We start from the raw sequence: 19,591 nt of genomic DNA on the forward strand, positions 1-19,591 counted from the left end.
AAGGGCCTGAGCGGCCCTTTTCGGTTTCTCTATGATGACGTTATGCTTTACGCAACAACATATATAAGCGGAACAGATAAACCAGCAGCAGTGCCGAGACCAAGTTGCTCAGGGTGCTCAGTACCACGGTGGCAATAGCCGGTGGCAGCGCGGCAAGGTGACCGGCCAGATACAGCAAAATCAGCTTGGCTGCTAGCCACAACATTAACGCCGGAATCACCAAGCGCACGTTAGCAAAGGCCAATTTGGCACTGGCTTTCATTGCCGCAAATACGCCGATTTTTTCGTTGGCGACCATCACTGGAGCCAGACATACCGCGACCGCAATCACCACGCCCGGCACAATAAACAGCGCCAGACCCAATTGAATCAGTAGGGTACAGATAAACAGCAATAGCAGCAGACGCGGCAGGATCGGCAAGGAGAGCCCCACAGCCTGCAATGCGCTGATTCGACCACCCTGTGAGACGGCAGAAATCAGCGTCAGCATTCCACCAACCAGCAGCAGATTACCGATCAGTGCGGAGAAGGTTGCCACCGCAGAGACTTTGAGCAGCACCATTTGCTGTTCTGGCGTCATTTGCGACACCATTTCGCGAATTCCCATGGTGCTTGAAGAAGCGATATCCGTATCACCAGCATTCAAAATCAACAATTGGTCTGCATCAGGAATAAACGCCTGATTCAGCATGACGGTAATAAACGCAGTCAATAACGCCAATAACAGAATGGCGGCGAGCTGATTGCGAAAGAAATTAAAACTGTCACGGTACAGAGTGTTCGCCGTGATAGGCATGAAGGCTCCTTGGGATAATCGATAAAAATAACTTTCAGGGAAGGATTATACCCTGTTATGCGCGTTCTGTGATCCTGTGATCAACAGGCTGCCTATTTCCTCGACGGCCAATTGCTCAAATTCTTCAACGGGTAACGGTGGTAAGCCGTAATAGGCTCTGGCCCGATCGCAGGATTCATTGCGTTGGTTATTTTCACCAGAATAGGAAAATTCATGGCAGGGAGTGGGGCGATCCGGATAAATGCTACAGGTGACCCGTTGGCCGATGTCACCCTCTAGGGCGACGCAGCGCGGCGATTTGCAGTTAGTACCGCTCATGCAGCTAATAAAAGGGGTGACTTGCTCAGTCAGGTCATTGGGCACTGAACCTTGACCGCTGGCCGCTTCAGACCAATAGAAAGAAACACGAAAATAGGCGCAGCATGCGCCACAGCTAATACAAGGGTTGATAACAGCGCTCATCTTGAACTCATTCGCTCCTGTATAAATAAAGAATATAGGACAGCCAACCGATCACGAATTCACACAACTCACAACGTCTGACAGCATTACCCACCTCACCCTGAGGAATCAATGGTTATTTAACAGACGGCAACAAATGAACCATTTACCCCTTTCTTGATTCAGATCAATTCCAACGTTTTTAAGGAATTAAATAACCTTACGTAAAATGTTATTTTTTAAAACGACGTTAAAAGTTGTGATCCGGATTGGATCACAACCACGCATTTATAGGTATATTCTGCCTCACGATAAACCATACAAATGGAATGGATAATGAAAAAGGTATGTTTGTTATTACTGGCTGCGGCAACTCTGGCTCCGTCTCTGGCATCTGCTCATCAGGAAGGTGATTACATTTTCCGCGCGGGTACGGCAACGGTACGGCCAAATGCCGGTTCAGATGACGTATTGGGGCAAGGTTCTTTCAGCGCTGACAACAATACCCAACTGGGCCTGACTTTCAGTTATCTGGTTACGGACAACATCGGGGTGGAATTACTGGCTGCGACGCCTTTCCGCCATAAAATTGGTTTGGGCGCGATGGGCAATATCGCTGAAGTCAAACAATTGCCGCCAACCTTGATGGCGCAATATTACTTTGGCGACAAACAGGACAAACTGCGTCCTTATTTAGGCGTGGGTCTGAACTACACCACTTTCTTTGATCAAAAATTCAATAATACCGGTAGCGAAGCGGGTCTGACGGATTTGAGCGTGAAAGATTCCTGGGGTATCGCTGGGCAGGCGGGTCTGGATTATATGGTCAGCGAAAACTGGATGCTGAACATGTCCGTTTGGTGGATGAATATTGAAACTGACGTGAAATTCAAAGCGGCGGGGGAAGAGCACACGATCAATACCCGTCTGGACCCTTGGGTATTCATGTTCGGCGCGGGTTACCGCTTCTAATTCAGCTGAGCCATATGGCACAAAACAGAGGAGGCGCACTGAGCGCCTCCTTTTTCTTATAATGATGATGACTGACTAAGACGCATATTAATTATCGAATTCTCATATCGTTTGCTACAGATTTGACACCGGGTACGGTGCGGGTAATCTGTACGGCGCGATCGGCTTCCTGGCTGGAGCTGACAAAGCCGCTCAACTGTACCCTGCCTTTAAAGGTTTCAACGCTAATTTGAGTCGATTTTAGGTTCTTCTCACCCAATAACGCGGTTTTTACTTTCGTGGTAATCACGGTGTCATCTACATAACCCCCGGTGCCTTCGGTTTTAGCCGTCGGAGCACAGGCGGATACGGCTAACGCCATCACGGCGGCAATACATAAGGCTGAAAGGGTTTTAAATAGCTTCATAAGTTACTCTCCATGTCCTGCCAATGTTAAAAGAACGTTCGCTACAGCGTTAATAGCTGAAACCTTAATCGTGTTAAAGCGGTAATTGTGTTGAGAAGAAAATAATGTTGAGCCAAGAATAACGACACGCTCAATACCATCAGTACCGCCGAAGTGATTCGGCGTTGGGCAATTGATCGTTCGCGTGTGCAGTTAAGTATTGATTATGAATAGTGATTGAGCAAATTAGTGCAGGCAATTTGGTGTGAAAAGAGACTCATTAAACATAAATAATGCCCGATCTGACGGACCGGGCATGCAGTATTAACGGCGAGTGGCGGCCTTCATTTTACTGACAAATCGAGATAGCTGCGCCAGCATTTCTGCAGGTTGCGCCAGATTGTTTTCGATAATTTTCACAATGGCCGAACCGGAAATAGCACCAGCGGCACCGGCATCCAGCGAGGCTTTTACCTGTTCAGGATCGGAAATTCCGAACCCTTGCAGTGCCGGAGCCGCGTGGTATTCATGCAGTTTATCCAGCAAATGATTGAGCGGTTGCTGCGCCCGGTTTTCTGTGCCGGTGACGCCTGCGCGGGATAGTAAGTAAGTGTAGCCGCGACCGTGGGAAGAAATCTCCCGCAGCAGGTCATCACTGGCGTTAGGCGGGCAGATAAAGATCGGCGCGATACCGTGGCGCAGAGCGGCGGCGCGGAAAGGCGCTGATTCTTCAAAAGGAACATCGGCGATTAATACTGAATCCACGCCGACTTCAGCACAGCGCTGATAGAAATTATCGATGCCTTTGGTGAAGACCAAATTGGCATACATCAGTAGGCCGATAGGAATATTCGGGTGTTTTTTGCGAATTTCCGCCAGCATTTCAAAACACTGGGTCGGGGTGACTCCGGCGGCAAAGGCTCGCAGGGCAGCATTTTGAATCGTTGGGCCATCAGCCAAAGGATCGGAAAAAGGAATACCTAATTCGAGAGCATCGGCACCGGCAGCAATCAATGTATCAATGATCGCCAATGATTGGGTTGGCGATGGATCGCCCAGCTGCACAAAGGGAACGAATGCGCCTTCTTTACGTGCATCCAGTTGTTTGAAAAGTTGCTGATAGCGTTCCATCAAATTTCTCCCCGTGCTTTCAAAATATCGTGAACGGTGAAAATGTCTTTATCACCGCGGCCAGAGAGATTCACTACCAGAATCTGTTCTTTCTCTGGCGCTGCTTTAATCATTTTCAGGGCATAGGCCAATGCGTGGGAGGATTCCAACGCTGGAATAATGCCTTCTTTACGAGAGAGCGCCTTAAAAGCTTCCAGCGCTTCATCGTCAGTGACGGAAACGTATTCCGCGCGACCAATGCTGTTGAGATATGCGTGCTGTGGCCCGACGGAAGGGAAGTCCAGACCGGCGGAAAGAGAGTAGGACTCTTCGATCTGACCTTCGGAAGTCTGCATCATCGGTGATTTCATACCGAAGTAGATGCCAACGCGACCATGTTTTAACGGAGCGCCGTGCTGACCACTTTCGATACCGTGACCGGCGGGTTCCACGCCGATCAGCCCAACATTTTCTTCATCGATAAAATCGGCAAACATTCCGATGGCGTTGGATCCGCCGCCGATGCAGGCGAGAACGGCGTCGGGCAGACGACCTTCGCGCGCCAGAATCTGCGCTTTGGTTTCTTCGCCAATCATGCGCTGGAATTCACGGACGATAGTCGGGTAAGGGTGCGGGCCTGCAGCGGTGCCCAGCATATAGTGAGCCTTTTCGTAGCTGCCTGACCAATCGCGCAACGCTTCGTTGCAGGCGTCTTTTAGAGTAGAGGAGCCGCTGTGTACTGGGATCACTTCCGCCCCCATCAGGCGCATACGGAAGACGTTCGGTGACTGACGTTCAATATCTTTGGCACCCATATAAATGCGGCATTTCAGGCCCAACAGGGCGCAAGCCAGCGCCGACGCTACGCCGTGTTGACCGGCACCGGTTTCGGCGATGATTTCAGTTTTGCCCATGCGTTTGGCGAGCAAGGCTTGCCCTAATACCTGGTTGGTTTTATGCGCACCACCGTGCAGCAGGTCTTCGCGCTTCAGATACAGCTTGGTATTGGTGCCTTCTGTCAGATTCTGGCACAGGGTCAGAGCCGTTGGGCGACCGGCGTAGTTTTTTAACAAATCATGAAATTGTGCCTGAAACTCAGGGTCCAACTGGGCGCTGATAAAAGCTTCTTCCAGTTGTACCAATGCTGGCATCAGAATCTGCGGCACATACATACCGCCGAATTCACCAAAGTAGGGGTTAAGTTTGGTCATTATCCTGTCCGTTATTCGTTGGTTTATCGGGTTTACCAATAGCAAAGCTATTCTAATAAGCGCGTAAAGTCTGGAACGCTGCAGCAATCTTGTGCGGATCTTTAATTCCGGCTGCGCCAGCCACTTCTACGCCGGAATTAAAATCCAGTCCGGCACAGCCAAGGGTAGCGGCAGTTGCACAGTTTTCGGCATTCAGGCCGCCTGCTAGCAGCACATTATCCAACGGCTGTTGTTTCAAAACCGACCAGTCAAAGCGTTGGCCGCTGCCGCCCGCGCCGTTGTCCAGCACATAACGATCCACATTGGGGATATCGCGGGCGGGCAGGGAATCGCCGACGCTAACCGCTTTCCAAATCTGGCAGCTTGCCGGTAGCCATTCCCGTAGCTTCTGAATATAGTCCCGATCTTCGTTACCGTGTAACTGAACTGCCGCTAATGCCAGCACTTCGACACTTTGCTGCACGGTTTCCAGCTTGGCGTCACGGAATACGCCGACATACTTCAGCGGCGCGGCGCTGATGACGGTGCGGGCCTGTGCCATATCAATATAGCGAGGGGAACTGCCGACGAAAATCAATCCGCCGTACACTGCGCCAGCGCTATAGGCGGCTGCAGCGTCTTGCGGGCGAGTCAGGCCGCAAACTTTGTTTTCCCCGAGCAACACCCGACGCACTGCGGCATTCAGGTTTGGTTCTGACATCAAAGCGCTGCCAATCAGGAAACCGTTGGCAAACTGGCTCAGTTCTCGCACCTGTTGATAAGTATTAATACCGGATTCGCTAATTACCGTGACGCCGGCTGGCAGGCGAGGAGCCAGCTGTTTGGTGCGATTCAGGTCGATAGACAGGTCGCGCAGATCGCGGTTGTTGATACCCACTACTTTGGCTTCCAGTTTAACTGCTCGTTCCAGCTCTTCTTCATTACTGGCTTCGGTCAGCACGCCCATATTCAGGCTGTGAGCGACAGCGGCTAGCGCCAGATAGCGTTGGTCGTCCAAGACCGATAGCATCAGCAATACCGCATCGGCCTGATAAAAACGCGCCAGAAGAATTTGATATTCTTCGATAATAAAATCTTTACACAGCACCGGCTGAGTGACCGCCGCGCTGACCAGAGGCAGAAAATCAAAGCTGCCTTGAAAATATTTTTCATCAGTCAGCACTGAAATGGCCGAAGCATAGTTGGCGTAAACCCCGGCTATCTCCGCCGGATTGAAATTCTCGCGAATCACTCCTTTGGAGGGCGACGCTTTTTTGCATTCCAGGATAAAAACGGTTTTATCCCCTTGCAGCGCCTGATAGAAGCTGCGTTGACTTGGCGTAACCAAATGTTGGAAGCTGGACAGCGGCTGATGTAGCTTACGTGCGGCGACCCAGATTTCTTTGTCGCGAACAATTTTGTGAAGTACCGTTTCCTGCATGATCTATCCTCTTGCTGCCAGTGCGCTAACTCGCTCAAAAGCTTTGCCGCTATGAATCATTTCCAGAGCCTGATGTGCGTTTTGACGTAAATCCTCCTGCCCGTTTAATTTCAGCAATAGCGCCACGTTAGCCGCTACCGCCGCCGCGTGGGCAGGTTCACCTTTACCTTGTAACAACCTTGCCAGAATGTCACGATTTTCTTCCGGCGCGCCGCCTTGCAAGGACGCCAGCGGATAGGTTGATAGACCAAAGTCTTCCGGCGTCAGTTGATAAGTTTGGATCTCACCGTTTTTCAGTTCCGCTACCTGAGTGGGCGCGTGGATGGCCACTTCATCCATTCCTCCACCGTGAACCACTGCCGCGCGTTGGTAACCCAGCACTCGCAGCGTTTCGGCAATCGGCAACACCAATTCCGGGCTATATACCCCGATCAGCGCCAGCGGTGGGCGCGCCGGGTTTATCAACGGGCCCAGCACGTTAAACAGGGTGCGAGTTTTTAGCTGTTGACGTACCGGCATCGCGTGGCGGAAACCGGTGTGATACTGCGGTGCGAACAGGAAACAAACCCCTAATTCATCCAGCGCCTGACGAGATTGCTCGGCGGTCAAATCCAAACGAATGCCGAAGGCTGCCAGCAAATCCGAGGAGCCAGAACGGCTGGACACACTGCGGTTGCCGTGTTTGGCTACTTTCATCCCGCAGCTAGCAGCCACAAAGGCACTGGCTGTGGAGATATTAATGCTGTTGGTCCCGTCGCCGCCGGTGCCGACGATATCGGCAAAGGCGTAATCCGGGCGAGGGAATGGCTGCGCGTCGGCCAGTAGCGCCTGTGCTGCTCCGGCGATCTCTGCCGGCGTTTCCCCGCGGACTTTCATGCTGATTAAAATCGCCGCCAGTTGGCTAGGTTCCAGCTCGCCTCGCACGATGGCGGTAAATAATTGCTGGCTTTCCTGCTGAGTCAGTGGCTCGGCGCGGAACAGTTTTTCAAATAAATTTTGCATGATGAGTTCCTTAAACATTACGCCAAAGCCCAGGCCAGAGTTTGCTCGAGTAAACGAGCGCCCTGAGCGGTTAAAATAGATTCCGGATGGAACTGGTAGCCGCAAACTCGATGAGCATCGTGACGCACCGCCATTACCATTTGGTTAAAATGCGCGTTAACCGTCAGTTCGGTGGGAATATGGCTGCCGACCAATGAGTGGTAGCGGGCGACCGGCAGCGGATTCGGCATACCGGCGAACATACCTTGTTCATCGTGCTCAATCGCCGAGGCTTTACCGTGCAGGATTTCCCCCGCTTGACCTACGTGACCGCCGTAGGCTTCCACAATGGCTTGATGTCCCAGACAAATCCCGATAATGGGAAGTTGACCGCGTAGGCGCTGCAATAATTCCGGCATACAACCTGCTTGCGCTGGCGCACCGGGGCCGGGTGAAAGCACCAGCACCGGCTGAGACATATGTTGCAAGCGCTCGATAATGGTGTCGGCGGCGATCTGGTTGCGGTAAATCACCACGTTATGACCGCTGGCGCGAAGTTGATCCACCAGGTTGTAGGTAAAGGAGTCAATGTTGTCGAGCAGTAAAATATCGGCCATTAGAAAATCTCCTTTGCCTGATGAGCGGTCGCGATAGCGCGTAATACCGCTCGCGCTTTGTTACGGGTTTCATCGGCTTCGGCCTGCGGGATGGAATCCAGAACTACACCTGCACCGGCCTGTACCGTCGCTACGCCGTCTTCGACGTAAGCCGAGCGAATAACAATGCAGGTATCCAAATCACCGTGTGCGGTAAAGTAACCGACGGCCCCGCCATAGCTGCCGCGTCGAGTGCCTTCGCTTTGGGCAATAAGCTGCATGGCGCGAACTTTGGGGGCGCCGCTTAAGGTGCCCATATTCATACAGGCCTGATAAGCATGGAGAACGTCCAAATCGTGGCGTAGCGCGCCGACAACGCGGGAAACCAGATGCATCACGAAGGAATAGCGATCCACTTTGGTTAAATCCGCGACGTAGCGGCTGCCTGGCTCGCAAATTCGCGCCAAATCGTTACGTGCCAAATCCACCAGCATCAGATGCTCCGCCAGCTCTTTATGGTCGGTACGCATTTCCAGCTCGATGCGACTGTCCAGATCTCGGTCCAGCTCGCCGTTGGCACGACGACCGCGCGGGCGGGTTCCAGCAATGGGGTAAATTTCGATCTGGCGACTGTCTGCGTCGTATTTCAAGGCGCTTTCCGGCGATGCGCCGAACAGAGCAAATTCGTTGTCCTGCATAAAAAACATGTAAGGGCTGGGATTGCTGTCTTTCAGCGTTTGATAGGCAGCCAGAGGCGAGGGACAAGGCAGAGAGAAGCGGCGTGAAGGTACCACCTGGAAAATTTCTCCGGCGCGAATCGCCTGTTGCAAGCCGCTGACCACCTGACAGTATTCCTCGTCGGACTGATTGCAACGCAGCGCCATTTCTGGCACGGAGACCGCTGGAATCGGCTGCGGAACCTGCTGCATTTGCTGCACCAATTGGTTCAGGCGTTGCTGTAAACGGTATTGTTCTTCGGCATCTGGCGTGAACAGACTGGCTTGTAAACGGGTAGTGCGGTTCTGGTGATCCAGTACCAGCAAAGTTTCTGCCAGATAGAAACAAAAATCCGGGCAGCGTTGCTCCTGGCGCAGCGGCGGCAGGTCTTCAAATCCGGCGACCAAATCGTAGGCAAACAGACCGCCTAACAGCATGGCTTCGCGTTCGTCGGCCGGTGTTTCTACTAGCGTTAATAACTGACGTAACGCGTCAAATACCGACAGCGCCTGTAGGCGGGAATCTTCGTCCTGCATATCGTTGATCGGCGGAAAGGTGAGCTCGCGACCAATAGGACGAACTTCGATTTTGACTTGATCGGGCAGCGCCGCATCCAGCAGTGGCAGCAGCGCCGCGCCGTTGCGACTCAGTGCCTGAATGCTGACCTGAGGACCTAACGCGGTGATGCGTAGTGCGCTATCAACCACCAGCAGGCTTTTCAGATTTTGTTTGCTGGTGATCTCGGCGGATTCCAGCAGCAACGTTGCCGGACGAGCGCCGCACAGCTGATGGAAAAGGGCGGTCGGGTCGTCACGATAACAGGCTTCAGCCGTGAGTAGCTTTAATGTGGGGCGTACTGTTTGCATTGATTTAACCCTAATTCTGTCCATAAAAAAGCCCGCGGGTGAGCGGGCTGAAGCAATCTGCATGGTCTGATGACTGATATGCGTGATTACACCGCCCGAGAAAGGGAGCTATGCCACCAACGAAGTAGAGAAGTCATATATTTGTTCATCATCAGTCTCTTTATGATTGCATTCAGTTTATGGGGCTGGGTCAGCTTACCGCTGTCCGCACTACCGTTTTCTCGCTACTGTTTGATCGTTATTACTTATACTTTTATTACCGTTGTTACTGATTGCCTTGCACTGAGGAATTTTCTTCGATAGCGGTTTGCTATTGCTCAACCGAGTTATTCGCTCTGCAAGTGAACTCGTGTACTAGTAAACTAGTTCTAGAGATTGCTGTCAACCCCTTAATATTGTTTTTTAACGTGCTTTTTCATCCACCCACATGCCTTTGTTAAGATTGGTTAACATCTGCGGCGGGTTAGCGGTTATGATAGGCCGCCCAGACTGATTCGGACCCTAGCTTTGACTGACACCACAATTGAACCGACCGCTTTTACCCTGTATGACCTCCATAGCCATACCACTGCCTCTGATGGGTTATTAACGCCGTCACAATTGGTGGCGCGTGCGGCATCCATGCGGGTGGGGGTATTGGCAATAACTGACCATGACACCACAGCTGGACTGGCCGAAGCGGTGCACGCTATAGACGAGCAAGGGTTAGCGCTACGGTTGATTAACGGGGTGGAAATCTCAACGCTGTGGGAAAATCATGAAATTCATATTGTCGGGCTGAATATCGATATCAGCCATCCTGCGATTTGCGGTTTGCTGCAACAGCAGTCAGATCACCGCCATCAGCGAGCGATGGAAATCAGCGTTCGTCTGGAGAAAGCACGTATTCCTGACGCTTGGGCAGGGGCGAACCGACTGGCCAGCGGCGGGCAGGTGACGCGCGGCCATTTTGCACGTTATCTGGTGGAGTTGGGATTAGCGTCGAACGTCGGTCAGGTATTTAAAAAATATCTGGCGAAAGGCAAGACCGGTTACGTTCCGGCGCAGTGGTGTACAATAGAACAAGCGGTTGAGGCCATTCATCAGTCTGGCGGACAGGCGGTAATGGCGCACCCTGGTCGTTACGATCTTTCCACCAAATGGTTGAAACGGTTGTTGGCTTATTTCGCCGAGCAAGGCGGAGACGCAATGGAAGTCGCTCAGTGCCAGCAGGCACCGCACGAGCGAGCTCAGCTGGCGCAGTATGCGCGCGACTATCATTTACTTGCATCCCAGGGGTCTGATTTTCATCAGCCTTGTTCTTGGATTGAGCTGGGCCGCAAATTGTGGCTGCCCGCTGGGGTGGAACCGGTGTGGCGTGATTGGCCCGTAGAAGCCAGCCATACCGAAGACACGTTGAAAGATGAGGTAGAGTCATGAGTCAATTTTTTTATATTCACCCGGATAACCCGCAGCCGCGTTTAATTAATCAGAGCGTAGACGTGTTGCGCAAAGGCGGTGTGATTGTTTATCCAACGGATTCTGGCTACGCGCTGGGCTGTCGTCTCGAAGACAAAGCGGCGATGGAACGCATTTGTCGTATTCGTCAGCTCGATGGTAACCATAACTTCACTCTGGTTTGCCGCGATCTCTCGGAATTGTCTACCTACGCCTACGTAGATAACACCGCTTTCCGTCTGATCAAAAACAATACACCGGGTAACTATACTTTTATTCTGAAGGCGACCAAGGAAGTGCCTCGGCGCCTGATGAATGACAAACGTAAAACTATAGGGCTGCGCGTGCCGTCCAACCCCATTGCACTGGCGCTGCTGGACGTATTGGGTGAGCCTCTGATGTCCACGACGCTTATGCTGCCGGGGAATGATTTTGCCGAATCCGATCCGGAAGAGATTCGGGATCATTTGGGCAAACAGGTGGATTTGGTGATTCACGGTGGATCCCTTGGGCAGCAGCCAACTACGGTTGTCGATCTGACCGAATCTGCGCCGGAAGTGATTCGCGAAGGGGCAGGTGACGCCCGACCTTTCCGATAATTTTCCTGAAACGGTCATATTTATCGGGTTTGGCGTTTGTCCAAGCCCGATAATTTTTCATATTTTTCCTCTAAACGGGTCGTATCTTGGCCACTAAACATCAATAGTTTTCCCATTCCTCCTCTATCCTGAGCCCATACTCACGCAGATAAGACGTTATTTTGCCCATCGCTATGGTGACTGATACCGGCAGAGAGGAATGTGGTGTGCAACGGCGATATTTATTAGAATCATTGGGCAGAAAATTAGTGTAAAATAACCGACCACGGACTGGCTTGTGTGGCTGCCTATAGGGCGGATTTATTGACATGCTTAGTTCTAAAATGTATTCCAATCAGTTGGTTATGCTCGTTTCGGGGTAAGCGATTGATAAAAATATATAACACGACGCCTGTGAAGGCGACATTAGAGGTTGCTCAATGAGCGAGAAGTTACAGAAAGTTCTGGCGCGTGCCGGTCATGGTTCACGCCGTGAAATTGAAGGGATTATCCAACAAGGCCGCGTCAGCGTTGACGGCAAAGTGGCAAAGTTGGGCGATCGCGTTGAAGTGGCTCAGTCCACCAAAATTCGCCTGGATGGCCGCGTTCTGTCGATCACTGAATCGGAAGAAGCGGTATGCCGGGTTTTAGCCTATTACAAACCGGAAGGCGAGCTGTGTACCCGCAGCGATCCCGATGGACGTCCAACGGTGTTCGATCGTTTACCTAAACTACGCGGCTCCCGTTGGGTCGCTGTAGGTCGTTTGGACGTTAACACCTCAGGTTTACTGTTGTTCACCACCGATGGTGAACTGGCAAACCGCCTGATGCACCCAAGCCGCGAAGTTGAACGTGAATATGCCGTACGTGTTTTTGGCCAGATTGATGATGAAAAAATCAAACAACTGAGCCGCGGCGTACAGTTGGAAGACGGCCCGGCCGCATTCCGCACCATCAGCTTCCAGGGCGGGGAAGGTTTGAACCAGTGGTATAACGTTACTCTGACGGAAGGGCGTAACCGCGAAGTTCGTCGTCTGTGGGAAGCCGTTGGCGTACAGGTCAGCCGCCTGATTCGCGTGCGTTACGGTGATATCAATCTGCCTAAAGGTTTACCGCGAGGCGGTTGGACCGAGCTGGATTTGAAAGCCACCAACTACCTGCGTGAGCTGGTTGAGTTGGATGTTGAAACTGTTAGCAAGCTGCCGGTGGAAAAAGATCGTCGCCGTGTGAAAGCCAACCAGATTCGTCGGGCGGTAAAACGTCACACTGAAGTGGCGGGTCGTCAGCAGACTGCGGGTCGTCAAGGTTCAGCACGTAAAGGTTCGACTCGTCAGAACGCGGGTAATACCCCATCTGCGAGCACTCCGGTTTCAGGTCGCCGCGGCGCGCCCGCTAAACGCGGATCAAAATAGCGGTTAACCTTATTGCCGCAGTCTCTGTACTGCGGCAAATTTTCTTCTTCATCCATCGTCTTCAAATTACTGCCTGATTATTCCCATTGGTTTCCCAATGCTCGTATTCATACAGCGAATGTAGTGTTACCAGTCGATTCCTTGCTGCGCCTTAATTCCGGCGTCAAAAGCATGTTTAACCGGCCGTAACTCGCTTACGGTATCCGCTAGTTCCAGCAAATCGCGATGACAACCTCGCCCGGTGATGATGACCGTTTGATGATCAGGGCGATTATTCAACGCTTGAATAACCTCTTCTGGCGTTAAATAGCCGTAACTGACCATATAGGTCAGTTCATCCAGCACCACCACATCCAGCGTGGTGTCTGCCAGCATCCGTAATCCATGCTGCCAAACTTCCTGACAGGCAGCGGTATCGGTGGCTTTATTCTGCGTATCCCAGGTAAAACCGGTGGCCATAACCTGAAATTCGACGCCGTGAGGCTCTAGCAGATTGCGTTCGCCATTCGGCCATTCGCCTTTAATAAACTGAATAACACCCGCGCGCAGACCGTGGCCAACAGCGCGGGTGACAGTACCGAATGCGGCGGTGGTTTTACCTTTGCCATTGCCGGTCATCACAATCAGAATACCGCGCGTTTCCTGTGCCGCCGCGATGCGCGAATCTACTTTTTCTTTCAGCCGCTGTTGGCGCTGTTGGTGACGATCGTCAGACATAGTTGAATACTTTCCTTAAGCGACTTGACGGTCAGGTTACTCGGCAGCGCCAGCTTTGCGTCCCGGCTGTGCATCAAAGCTAACGCCGGTTTTGCGGCGGCTATCATCGCCCATTAAATAGAGATAAAGCGGCATGATTTCAGCCGGTGTTTTCAGGCTATTTGGGTTCTCTTCCGGGAAAGCAGATGCGCGCATTTTGGTGCGAGTTCCGCCTGGATTGATGCAGTTAACCCGTAAGTTGGTCGTCTTATACTCTTCGGCCAAGACCTGCATCATTCCTTCGGTAGCAAACTTGGAAACCGCATAGGCTCCCCAACCGGCGCGCCCTTGGCGGCCAACGCTGGAACTGGTAAAGACCAGCGAAGGAGAAGCCGCTTTCAGCAACAATGGCAGTAAGGCCTGAGTAAGCATAAAGGTCGCGTTGACGTTCACCTGCATCACGTCTTGCCAAATCTGCACGTTTTGCTCAGTCATTGGCACCACTTCGCCCAGCAAACCGGCGTTGTGCAATACGCCGTCCAGATAAGGCACTACCTCAGCAACTTTTTGCGCTAGCTGATGGCAATCGGCGGAGGTAGCATGCAGTAAATCCAGTGTCAGAACCGTGGCGGGTAAACCGCCGGACTGCTCGATTTGTTGCTTAACACTTTCCAATTTGCTTTCAGTACGGCCAACCAAAATCACGCGTGCGCCGTAGCGAGCGTAGGTTAGCGCGGCTTCGCGGCCAATGCCGTCTCCGGCACCGGTTACCAGAATGATTCGATGCGTCAAAAGGTCATTTTTAGGTTGATAATGCATAACAAATCCTCTCACTATCGGCAGGTTTGCGCGATAGCAGGCAGTTAACAAAGCAGGATAACGGAAGGGAACTCGATCGAACCTAAGCTCAACCTACTGACTATCTTGCGCGAAAATGGCGAGCATCAGAAAAAGTCATTACTCCTATATGCCTGAAACAAAATGCATTTTCAATCGGAAATGCCTTGAAGATGTTTTTGTTTGTAACAATTTAGGGGTGATTTCGTTTCATTTTTCCGCTACTGAATAACATTCATTCTCATATTTAAGAGAAACTAATGCAATTCATCATTTGCGCAAGACGGCGAGTCAGGTGTTCGCTAGAATGCAAATACTCTCTTTCAACACTGATTAAGAAAGGCGGAATGTGTGGAGTTAATTTCACTGTATGGGCTGTTTCTAGCCAAGGTTATCACTGTTGTTGTGGCTATTGGGGCGCTGGTTCTGCTGGGGGTAAGCCTTGGGCAACGTAAGCAAGGTGCAAAGGGTGAATTAAATCTGGAGGATCTTGGCGAGCAGTATCGAGAAACCCAGCGGGAAATGCGTTTAGCGCGTATGTCATCCGCCGAACGGAAAGTCTGGAGCAAAGAATTTAAAAAGCAGCAAAAAGCCGATCTGAAGCTGAAAAAAGAACGCGCCAAGGCCGGTGCTATTGCTGCGGTGAAACCTTGCCTGTATGTGCTGGATTTCAAAGGCAGTATTGATGCACATGAGGTGACCTCTTTGCGTGAAGAGATTTCGGCCGTATTGGCGGTGGCGACGCCGCAAGACGAAGTGTTGCTTCGGTTAGAAAGCCCCGGAGGCGTGGTTCACGGTTACGGATTGGCGGCGTCCCAGTTGGAACGTTTACGCCATGCAGGCGTGCGTTTGACGGTGGCGGTAGATAAAGTGGCGGCTAGCGGTGGCTACATGATGGCTTGTGTCGCTGATCGCATTATTTCTGCACCTTTTGCCATTATCGGCTCGATCGGCGTTGTTGCGCAAATTCCTAACTTCCATCGTTTATTGAAAAAGAATGATATTGATGTGGAATTGCACACCGCCGGCGAATTTAAACGCACTTTGACATTATTTGGTGAGAACACCGAACAGGGCCGCGAGAAATTCCGAGAAGACCTGAACGAAACTCACGCGCTGTTTAAGCAATTTGTGCATCAACAACGACCTTCACTGGATATTGATTCAGTGGCAACCGGAGAACATTGGTTTGGCACTCAGGCAAAGGAAAAAGGTCTGGTTGATGCCATTGGCACCAGCGATGATTTACTGATTGCCGAGATGGAAAATCACGAAGTGATTGGCGTGCGTTATTCTCGTCGTAAACGTCTGATGGACCGTTTTACCGGTAGTGCGGCAGAAAGCGTCGACCGCCTGTTATTACGCTGGTGGCAGCGCGGTGAGAAACCACTTCTGTAAGTAGATTGGCTAATTGCCTGGCAATCAGTATCAGGTAATAAATGTCAGATAATAAATAGAAGAAAGCAGGGGGCTAATGCCCCCTGTTGTTTTATGGTGCCTAGCAAAATTGAGATGCCGCAAAGCGGCGGTTAATCAATCAGGTGATATTTGGCCGACAGCACGTGGGCTAAATGCTTAAACATATTAAATACGGCGGTAGTTTTTGCCGTCGGTAACCCGTCCTCATCTAGGAAGAATTCGCCGCGAAAAACCAATACCGGCCCTTTTTGCTCCACTTCAGTTGCCACCATGCCGTGCAAATAATCCTCGTGTTGTTGGATTATTTCGTTAGCTTCAGCCAGTAATGCCTGACGTTGAATCGGGGTTGTTTCACCGTGCATTATCTTTCTCCCTCTAAGGTAATTTCTGTCGCTATTCTACTGCGGGTTAGCGTTTATCCGCAAACAGGCTAAGGTTTATGCGAGTGAACAAACGTTTAACCTTAAGGGATTGGCTAAATTAAGATTCCGAGTTAATTAGGTTGCGCAGCGGTTTTTATCAGGTACAGTGTGGGATTTTATACTACTAGGTGGAAGGTTTTGTTGACGCAATTGGGCTGAATTAATGGCTTGGCCTCTGGGCGCAGACAAAAATCTTGAAGGCGTTTGATACGGATTTTAGGATCGTCGGGTTGAGGCGCCGATCAAAAAACATGTTGATCTCCTGCAAAAGTACCGCAATATAAAAAAGAGATGCAGAATGCCGCGGTATGGCGAGATAAAAACCTTCTTTTAGAAGCAATAATTTAGGTAAAGGTAATTATGGGTAAAGCTCTCGTAATAGTTGAGTCCCCGGCAAAAGCCAAAACTATTAATAAGTATTTAGGGAATGACTACGTGGTTAAGTCCAGTGTCGGTCACATTCGTGATTTGCCGACCAGTGGTTCAGCCAGCAAGAAGAGCGCTAACTCAACCGAAGATAAAACCAAGAAAGAAGACAAACCCAAAAAGAAAGTTAAAAAGGACGAAAAGGTTGCGCTGGTAAATCGTATGGGCGTTGACCCGTATCACGGTTGGAAAGCGCATTATGAAATCCTGCCCGGCAAAGAGAAAGTGGTTGCCGAGCTAAAAGCCTTAGCGGAAAACGCAGACCACATCTATCTCGCAACCGACCTTGACCGCGAAGGAGAGGCTATTGCCTGGCATTTGCGGGAGGTGATTGGCGGTGACGACAAGCGTTTCAGTCGCGTGGTTTTTAACGAAATTACTAAAAATGCTATTCAGCAGGCGTTTAATCAACCAGGTGAGTTGAATATCAACCGGGTTAACGCTCAGCAGGCTCGCCGCTTTATGGATCGCGTGGTGGGCTACATGGTTTCTCCACTGTTATGGAAAAAAATTGCTCGCGGTTTATCCGCTGGGCGAGTGCAATCCGTAGCGGTGCGTTTGGTGGTTGAGCGCGAAAAGGATATTAAAGCCTTTGTTCCTGAAGAATACTGGGAGCTGCATGCTGACCTATTGGCCAAAGGTGAAGTTCCAATTCAAATGGAAGTCACCCATGCGCACAATAAACCTTTCAAACCGGTTAATCGCGAACAAACTCATGCGGCGCTCAAGCTGCTTGAAACTGCGCGTTATAAAGTGCTGGATCGTGAAGATAAACCGACCAGTAGCAAACCGGGTGCGCCCTTCATTACGTCTACCTTGCAACAGGCGGCCAGTACCCGTTTGAGCTTTGGCGTGAAGAAAACCATGATGATGGCGCAGCGTCTGTATGAAGCGGGTCATATCACCTATATGCGTACCGATTCGACTAATTTGAGTCAGGATGCATTGACCATGGTGCGGGGTTATATCGGCGAGAATTTCGGCGATAAATACCTGCCGTCAGCACCTAATCAGTACAGCAGCAAAGAAAACTCTCAAGAGGCTCACGAGGCTATCCGTCCATCGGATGTCAACGTGTTGGCTGAGCAGTTGAAAGACATGGAAGCGGATGCGCAGAAGCTGTATCAGCTGATTTGGCGTCAATTTGTCGCCTGTCAGATGACGCCGGCAAAATACGATTCCACTACGCTAACGGTGCAGGCGGGTGATTATCAGTTGCGTGCCAAAGGGCGAACTCTGCGTTTTGACGGTTGGACCAAAGTCATGCCCGCATTGCGTAAAGGCGATGAAGATCGCACCTTACCGGTGATTGAGGTCGGCAGCGAACTGGATCTGCAAAAACTGATTCCTAGCCAGCACTTTACCAAGCCGCCAGCGCGTTACAGCGAAGCTTCTTTGGTTAAAGAACTGGAAAAACGCGGTATTGGTCGTCCTTCTACCTACGCGTCTATCATTTCTACCATTCAGGATCGTGGATACGTCCGAGTGGAAAACCGTCGTTTCTATGCGGAAAAAATGGGTGAAATCGTCACCGATCGTCTGGAAGAGAACTTCCGCGAGCTGATGAACTATGATTTTACCGCGCGTATGGAAAGTGGTTTGGATCAGGTTGCCAACGATCAGGCTGAGTGGAAAGCGGTACTAGACGAGTTTTTTGCTGAATTTAGCGAGCAACTGGAAACCGCGGAAAAAGATCCTGAAGACGGCGGTATGCGCCCGAATCAGATGGTGATGACCAGCATTGATTGCCCGACCTGTGGCCGCCAAATGGGGATCCGTACAGCGAGCACCGGCGTATTCCTCGGCTGTTCTGGCTATGCCTTACCGCCGAAAGAGCGCTGTAAAACCACCATTAACCTGGTGCCGGAAACGGAAATACTGAACGTTCTTGAAGGAGATGATGCGGAAACTAACGCCTTGCGCGCCCGTCGTCGCTGCCAGATTTGTGGCACCGCAATGGACAGCTATCTTATCGATACTCACCGTAAATTGCATGTGTGTGGTAATAACCCGGCTTGCGAAGGTTATGAGATAGAAGAAGGTGAATTCCGCATTAAGGGTTATGAAGGCCCAATCGTTGAGTGCGAGAAATGTGGCTCTGAAATGCACCTTAAATTAGGGCGTTTTGGTAAATACATGGGCTGTACTAACGATGAGTGTAAGAATACGCGTAAAATTTTACGCAGCGGCGAAGTGGCTCCACCTAAAGAAGATCCGGTTCCGCTCCCTGAATTACCGTGCGAAAAATCCGATGCTTACTTTGTATTACGTGACGGTGCAGCGGGCGTATTCCTAGCGGCTAACACTTTCCCTAAATCCCGCGAAACTCGCGCGCCGTTGGTGGAAGAATTAGTACGCTTTAAGGATCGCTTACCGGAGAAACTGCGTTATTTGGCCGATGCGCCGGTAACGGATAAAGAAGGCAACAAAACCCAGGTTCGCTTCAGTCGTAAGACCAAGCAGCAGTATGTTTCGTCAGAGAAGGAAGGAAAGGCCACGGGTTGGACGGCTTTCTATATCGATGGCAAGTGGGTTGAAGCTAAAAAATAAGGCAGTTTTTGTGGCGCGGTGATTGCAGCGCGATGCCTGTTAATAAAACCAGTCTTTGTGACTGGTTTTTTTATGGGCTAAGCAGGAGTAGTGCTTTATAGTTTGAACAATCCGAATATTTTAGAAAATATGATCGATCTATTCTGTTTTTGATAATAATGAGTATGGCAAGTTTGTTGGCTATTGTTTTTTTATTGTTAAGTTCTATACAGCGCTAAGCAAAATGTTATAGTGGTTATATTAAAACTTTTCTTATCGTTAAAAGATATTATAAAGTCGCTTCCAGTACTGTTGGCATAATAGCGTTAATGGTTTTTTA

General features: G+C 50.7%; 16 protein-coding genes, 1 pseudogene and 1 other annotated feature. Of the genes and pseudogenes, 6 read left to right on the forward strand and 11 right to left on the reverse strand.

The features are described 5' to 3' along the window. Positions 1 to 40 precede the first annotated feature (40 nt). The gene (locus AD970_RS09410; protein WP_049598225.1) at positions 41 to 796 is read right to left on the reverse strand and encodes a YciC family protein; all 756 of its coding nucleotides are present in this window, start codon (positions 794 to 796) and stop codon (positions 41 to 43) included. Positions 797 to 841: 45 nt separating this feature from the next. Then, on the reverse strand, positions 842 to 1,258 hold the full coding sequence (locus tag AD970_RS09415) for a YkgJ family cysteine cluster protein (protein ID WP_049598228.1): 417 nt from the start codon (positions 1,256 to 1,258) through the stop codon (positions 842 to 844). A 315-nt stretch (positions 1,259 to 1,573) separates the two neighbouring features. On the opposite strand from AD970_RS09415, the gene ompW reads away from it, so the two are divergent. Continuing rightward, positions 1,574 to 2,209: an outer membrane protein OmpW gene (gene ompW / locus AD970_RS09420; protein ID WP_157045497.1), complete on the forward strand. Its 636-nt coding sequence runs from the start codon at positions 1,574 to 1,576 to the stop codon at positions 2,207 to 2,209. A gap of 91 nt (positions 2,210 to 2,300) precedes the next feature. Here ompW and AD970_RS09425 read toward each other — a convergent pair whose 3' ends face one another. From AD970_RS09425 to AD970_RS09455, 6 genes and pseudogenes are all read right to left on the reverse strand, one after another. After that, on the reverse strand, positions 2,301 to 2,615 hold the full coding sequence (locus tag AD970_RS09425) for a BON domain-containing protein (RefSeq protein ID WP_049598231.1): 315 nt from the start codon (positions 2,613 to 2,615) through the stop codon (positions 2,301 to 2,303). A gap of 303 nt (positions 2,616 to 2,918) precedes the next feature. After that, positions 2,919 to 3,725 (reverse strand): tryptophan synthase subunit alpha, encoded by an 807-nt coding sequence (gene trpA / locus AD970_RS09430; protein WP_049598232.1) that lies wholly within the window; start codon positions 3,723 to 3,725, stop codon positions 2,919 to 2,921. After that, on the reverse strand, positions 3,725 to 4,918 hold the full coding sequence (trpB, locus tag AD970_RS09435) for a tryptophan synthase subunit beta (protein ID WP_209429071.1): 1,194 nt from the start codon (positions 4,916 to 4,918) through the stop codon (positions 3,725 to 3,727). Before trpB ends, trpA begins: the two co-directional genes overlap by 1 nt. 49 nt (positions 4,919 to 4,967) lie before the next feature. Next, positions 4,968 to 6,335: a bifunctional indole-3-glycerol-phosphate synthase TrpC/phosphoribosylanthranilate isomerase TrpF gene (gene trpCF, locus AD970_RS09440; protein ID WP_049598235.1), complete on the reverse strand. Its 1,368-nt coding sequence runs from the start codon at positions 6,333 to 6,335 to the stop codon at positions 4,968 to 4,970. Positions 6,336 to 6,338: 3 nt separating this feature from the next. Next, positions 6,339 to 7,933: pseudogene (gene trpD / locus AD970_RS20125) on the reverse strand (bifunctional anthranilate synthase glutamate amidotransferase component TrpG/anthranilate phosphoribosyltransferase TrpD). Next, positions 7,933 to 9,495, reverse strand: a complete 1,563-nt coding sequence (locus AD970_RS09455; RefSeq protein ID WP_049598241.1) for an anthranilate synthase component 1 — start codon at positions 9,493 to 9,495, stop codon at positions 7,933 to 7,935. The pseudogene trpD and the gene AD970_RS09455 overlap by 1 nt, the downstream one beginning before the upstream one ends. A gap of 22 nt (positions 9,496 to 9,517) precedes the next feature. After that, positions 9,518 to 9,620, reverse strand: a sequence feature (Trp leader region). 382 nt (positions 9,621 to 10,002) lie between these two features. Between AD970_RS09455 and rnm the strand changes: the two genes are divergently transcribed. The 3 genes from rnm (at position 10,003) to rluB (ending at position 12,922) form a co-directional block, all read left to right on the forward strand. Further along, a complete protein-coding gene (rnm, locus tag AD970_RS09460) occupies positions 10,003 to 10,914 on the forward strand; it encodes an RNase RNM (protein ID WP_084728143.1) in 912 nt (303 codons plus the stop codon). Next, the gene (locus AD970_RS09465; protein ID WP_049598244.1) at positions 10,911 to 11,531 is read left to right on the forward strand and encodes an L-threonylcarbamoyladenylate synthase; all 621 of its coding nucleotides are present in this window, start codon (positions 10,911 to 10,913) and stop codon (positions 11,529 to 11,531) included. The genes rnm and AD970_RS09465 overlap by 4 nt, the downstream gene beginning before the upstream one ends. A 419-nt stretch (positions 11,532 to 11,950) precedes the next feature. Beyond that, positions 11,951 to 12,922: a 23S rRNA pseudouridine(2605) synthase RluB gene (rluB, locus tag AD970_RS09470; RefSeq protein ID WP_049598247.1), complete on the forward strand. Its 972-nt coding sequence runs from the start codon at positions 11,951 to 11,953 to the stop codon at positions 12,920 to 12,922. Between the two features lie 126 nt (positions 12,923 to 13,048). On the opposite strand, the gene cobO is transcribed toward rluB, so the two are convergent. Then, positions 13,049 to 13,639, reverse strand: coding sequence for a cob(I)yrinic acid a,c-diamide adenosyltransferase (cobO, locus tag AD970_RS09475; protein ID WP_049598248.1), 591 nt, complete (start codon positions 13,637 to 13,639; stop codon positions 13,049 to 13,051). A 36-nt stretch (positions 13,640 to 13,675) separates the two neighbouring features. Next, complete coding sequence (locus tag AD970_RS09480) at positions 13,676 to 14,437, reverse strand: YciK family oxidoreductase (protein ID WP_049598249.1); 762 nt, start codon at positions 14,435 to 14,437, stop codon at positions 13,676 to 13,678. A gap of 369 nt (positions 14,438 to 14,806) precedes the next feature. On the opposite strand from AD970_RS09480, the gene sohB reads away from it, so the two are divergent. Next, the gene (gene sohB, locus AD970_RS09485) at positions 14,807 to 15,853 is read left to right on the forward strand and encodes a protease SohB (protein ID WP_049598250.1); all 1,047 of its coding nucleotides are present in this window, start codon (positions 14,807 to 14,809) and stop codon (positions 15,851 to 15,853) included. Between the two features lie 131 nt (positions 15,854 to 15,984). Here the strand turns inward: sohB and AD970_RS09490 are convergent, their stop codons facing one another. Next, entirely contained in the window at positions 15,985 to 16,236 is a 252-nt protein-coding gene (locus tag AD970_RS09490; protein WP_049598251.1) for a YciN family protein, read from the reverse strand. Between the two features lie 420 nt (positions 16,237 to 16,656). On the opposite strand from AD970_RS09490, the gene topA reads away from it, so the two are divergent. Beyond that, positions 16,657 to 19,272, forward strand: coding sequence for a type I DNA topoisomerase (topA, locus tag AD970_RS09495; protein WP_049598252.1), 2,616 nt, complete (start codon positions 16,657 to 16,659; stop codon positions 19,270 to 19,272). Positions 19,273 to 19,591 lie beyond the last annotated feature (319 nt).

Origin of the sequence: Yersinia nurmii, assembly GCF_001112925.1 — a bacterium.
In the GTDB taxonomy this organism is placed as follows: Bacteria; Pseudomonadota; Gammaproteobacteria; order Enterobacterales; family Enterobacteriaceae; genus Yersinia; species Yersinia nurmii.

Bases quoted from the DNA above. Each gene is read 5' to 3' on its own strand.
- AD970_RS09410 (WP_049598225.1), bottom strand. From the start codon at position 796: ATGCCTATCACGGCGAACACTCTGTACCGTGACAGTTTTAATTTCTTT.
- AD970_RS09415 (WP_049598228.1), bottom strand. From the start codon at position 1,258: ATGAGCGCTGTTATCAACCCTTGTATTAGCTGTGGCGCATGCTGCGCC.
- ompW (WP_157045497.1), top strand. From the start codon at position 1,574: ATGAAAAAGGTATGTTTGTTATTACTGGCTGCGGCAACTCTGGCTCCG.
- AD970_RS09425 (WP_049598231.1), bottom strand. From the start codon at position 2,615: ATGAAGCTATTTAAAACCCTTTCAGCCTTATGTATTGCCGCCGTGATG.
- trpA (WP_049598232.1), bottom strand. From the start codon at position 3,725: ATGGAACGCTATCAGCAACTTTTCAAACAACTGGATGCACGTAAAGAA.
- trpCF (WP_049598235.1), bottom strand. From the start codon at position 6,335: ATGCAGGAAACGGTACTTCACAAAATTGTTCGCGACAAAGAAATCTGG.
- AD970_RS09455 (WP_049598241.1), bottom strand. From the start codon at position 9,495: ATGCAAACAGTACGCCCCACATTAAAGCTACTCACGGCTGAAGCCTGT.
- AD970_RS09465 (WP_049598244.1), top strand. From the start codon at position 10,911: ATGAGTCAATTTTTTTATATTCACCCGGATAACCCGCAGCCGCGTTTA.
- rluB (WP_049598247.1), top strand. From the start codon at position 11,951: ATGAGCGAGAAGTTACAGAAAGTTCTGGCGCGTGCCGGTCATGGTTCA.
- cobO (WP_049598248.1), bottom strand. From the start codon at position 13,639: ATGTCTGACGATCGTCACCAACAGCGCCAACAGCGGCTGAAAGAAAAA.
- AD970_RS09480 (WP_049598249.1), bottom strand. From the start codon at position 14,437: ATGCATTATCAACCTAAAAATGACCTTTTGACGCATCGAATCATTCTG.
- AD970_RS09490 (WP_049598251.1), bottom strand. From the start codon at position 16,236: ATGCACGGTGAAACAACCCCGATTCAACGTCAGGCATTACTGGCTGAA.
- topA (WP_049598252.1), top strand. From the start codon at position 16,657: ATGGGTAAAGCTCTCGTAATAGTTGAGTCCCCGGCAAAAGCCAAAACT.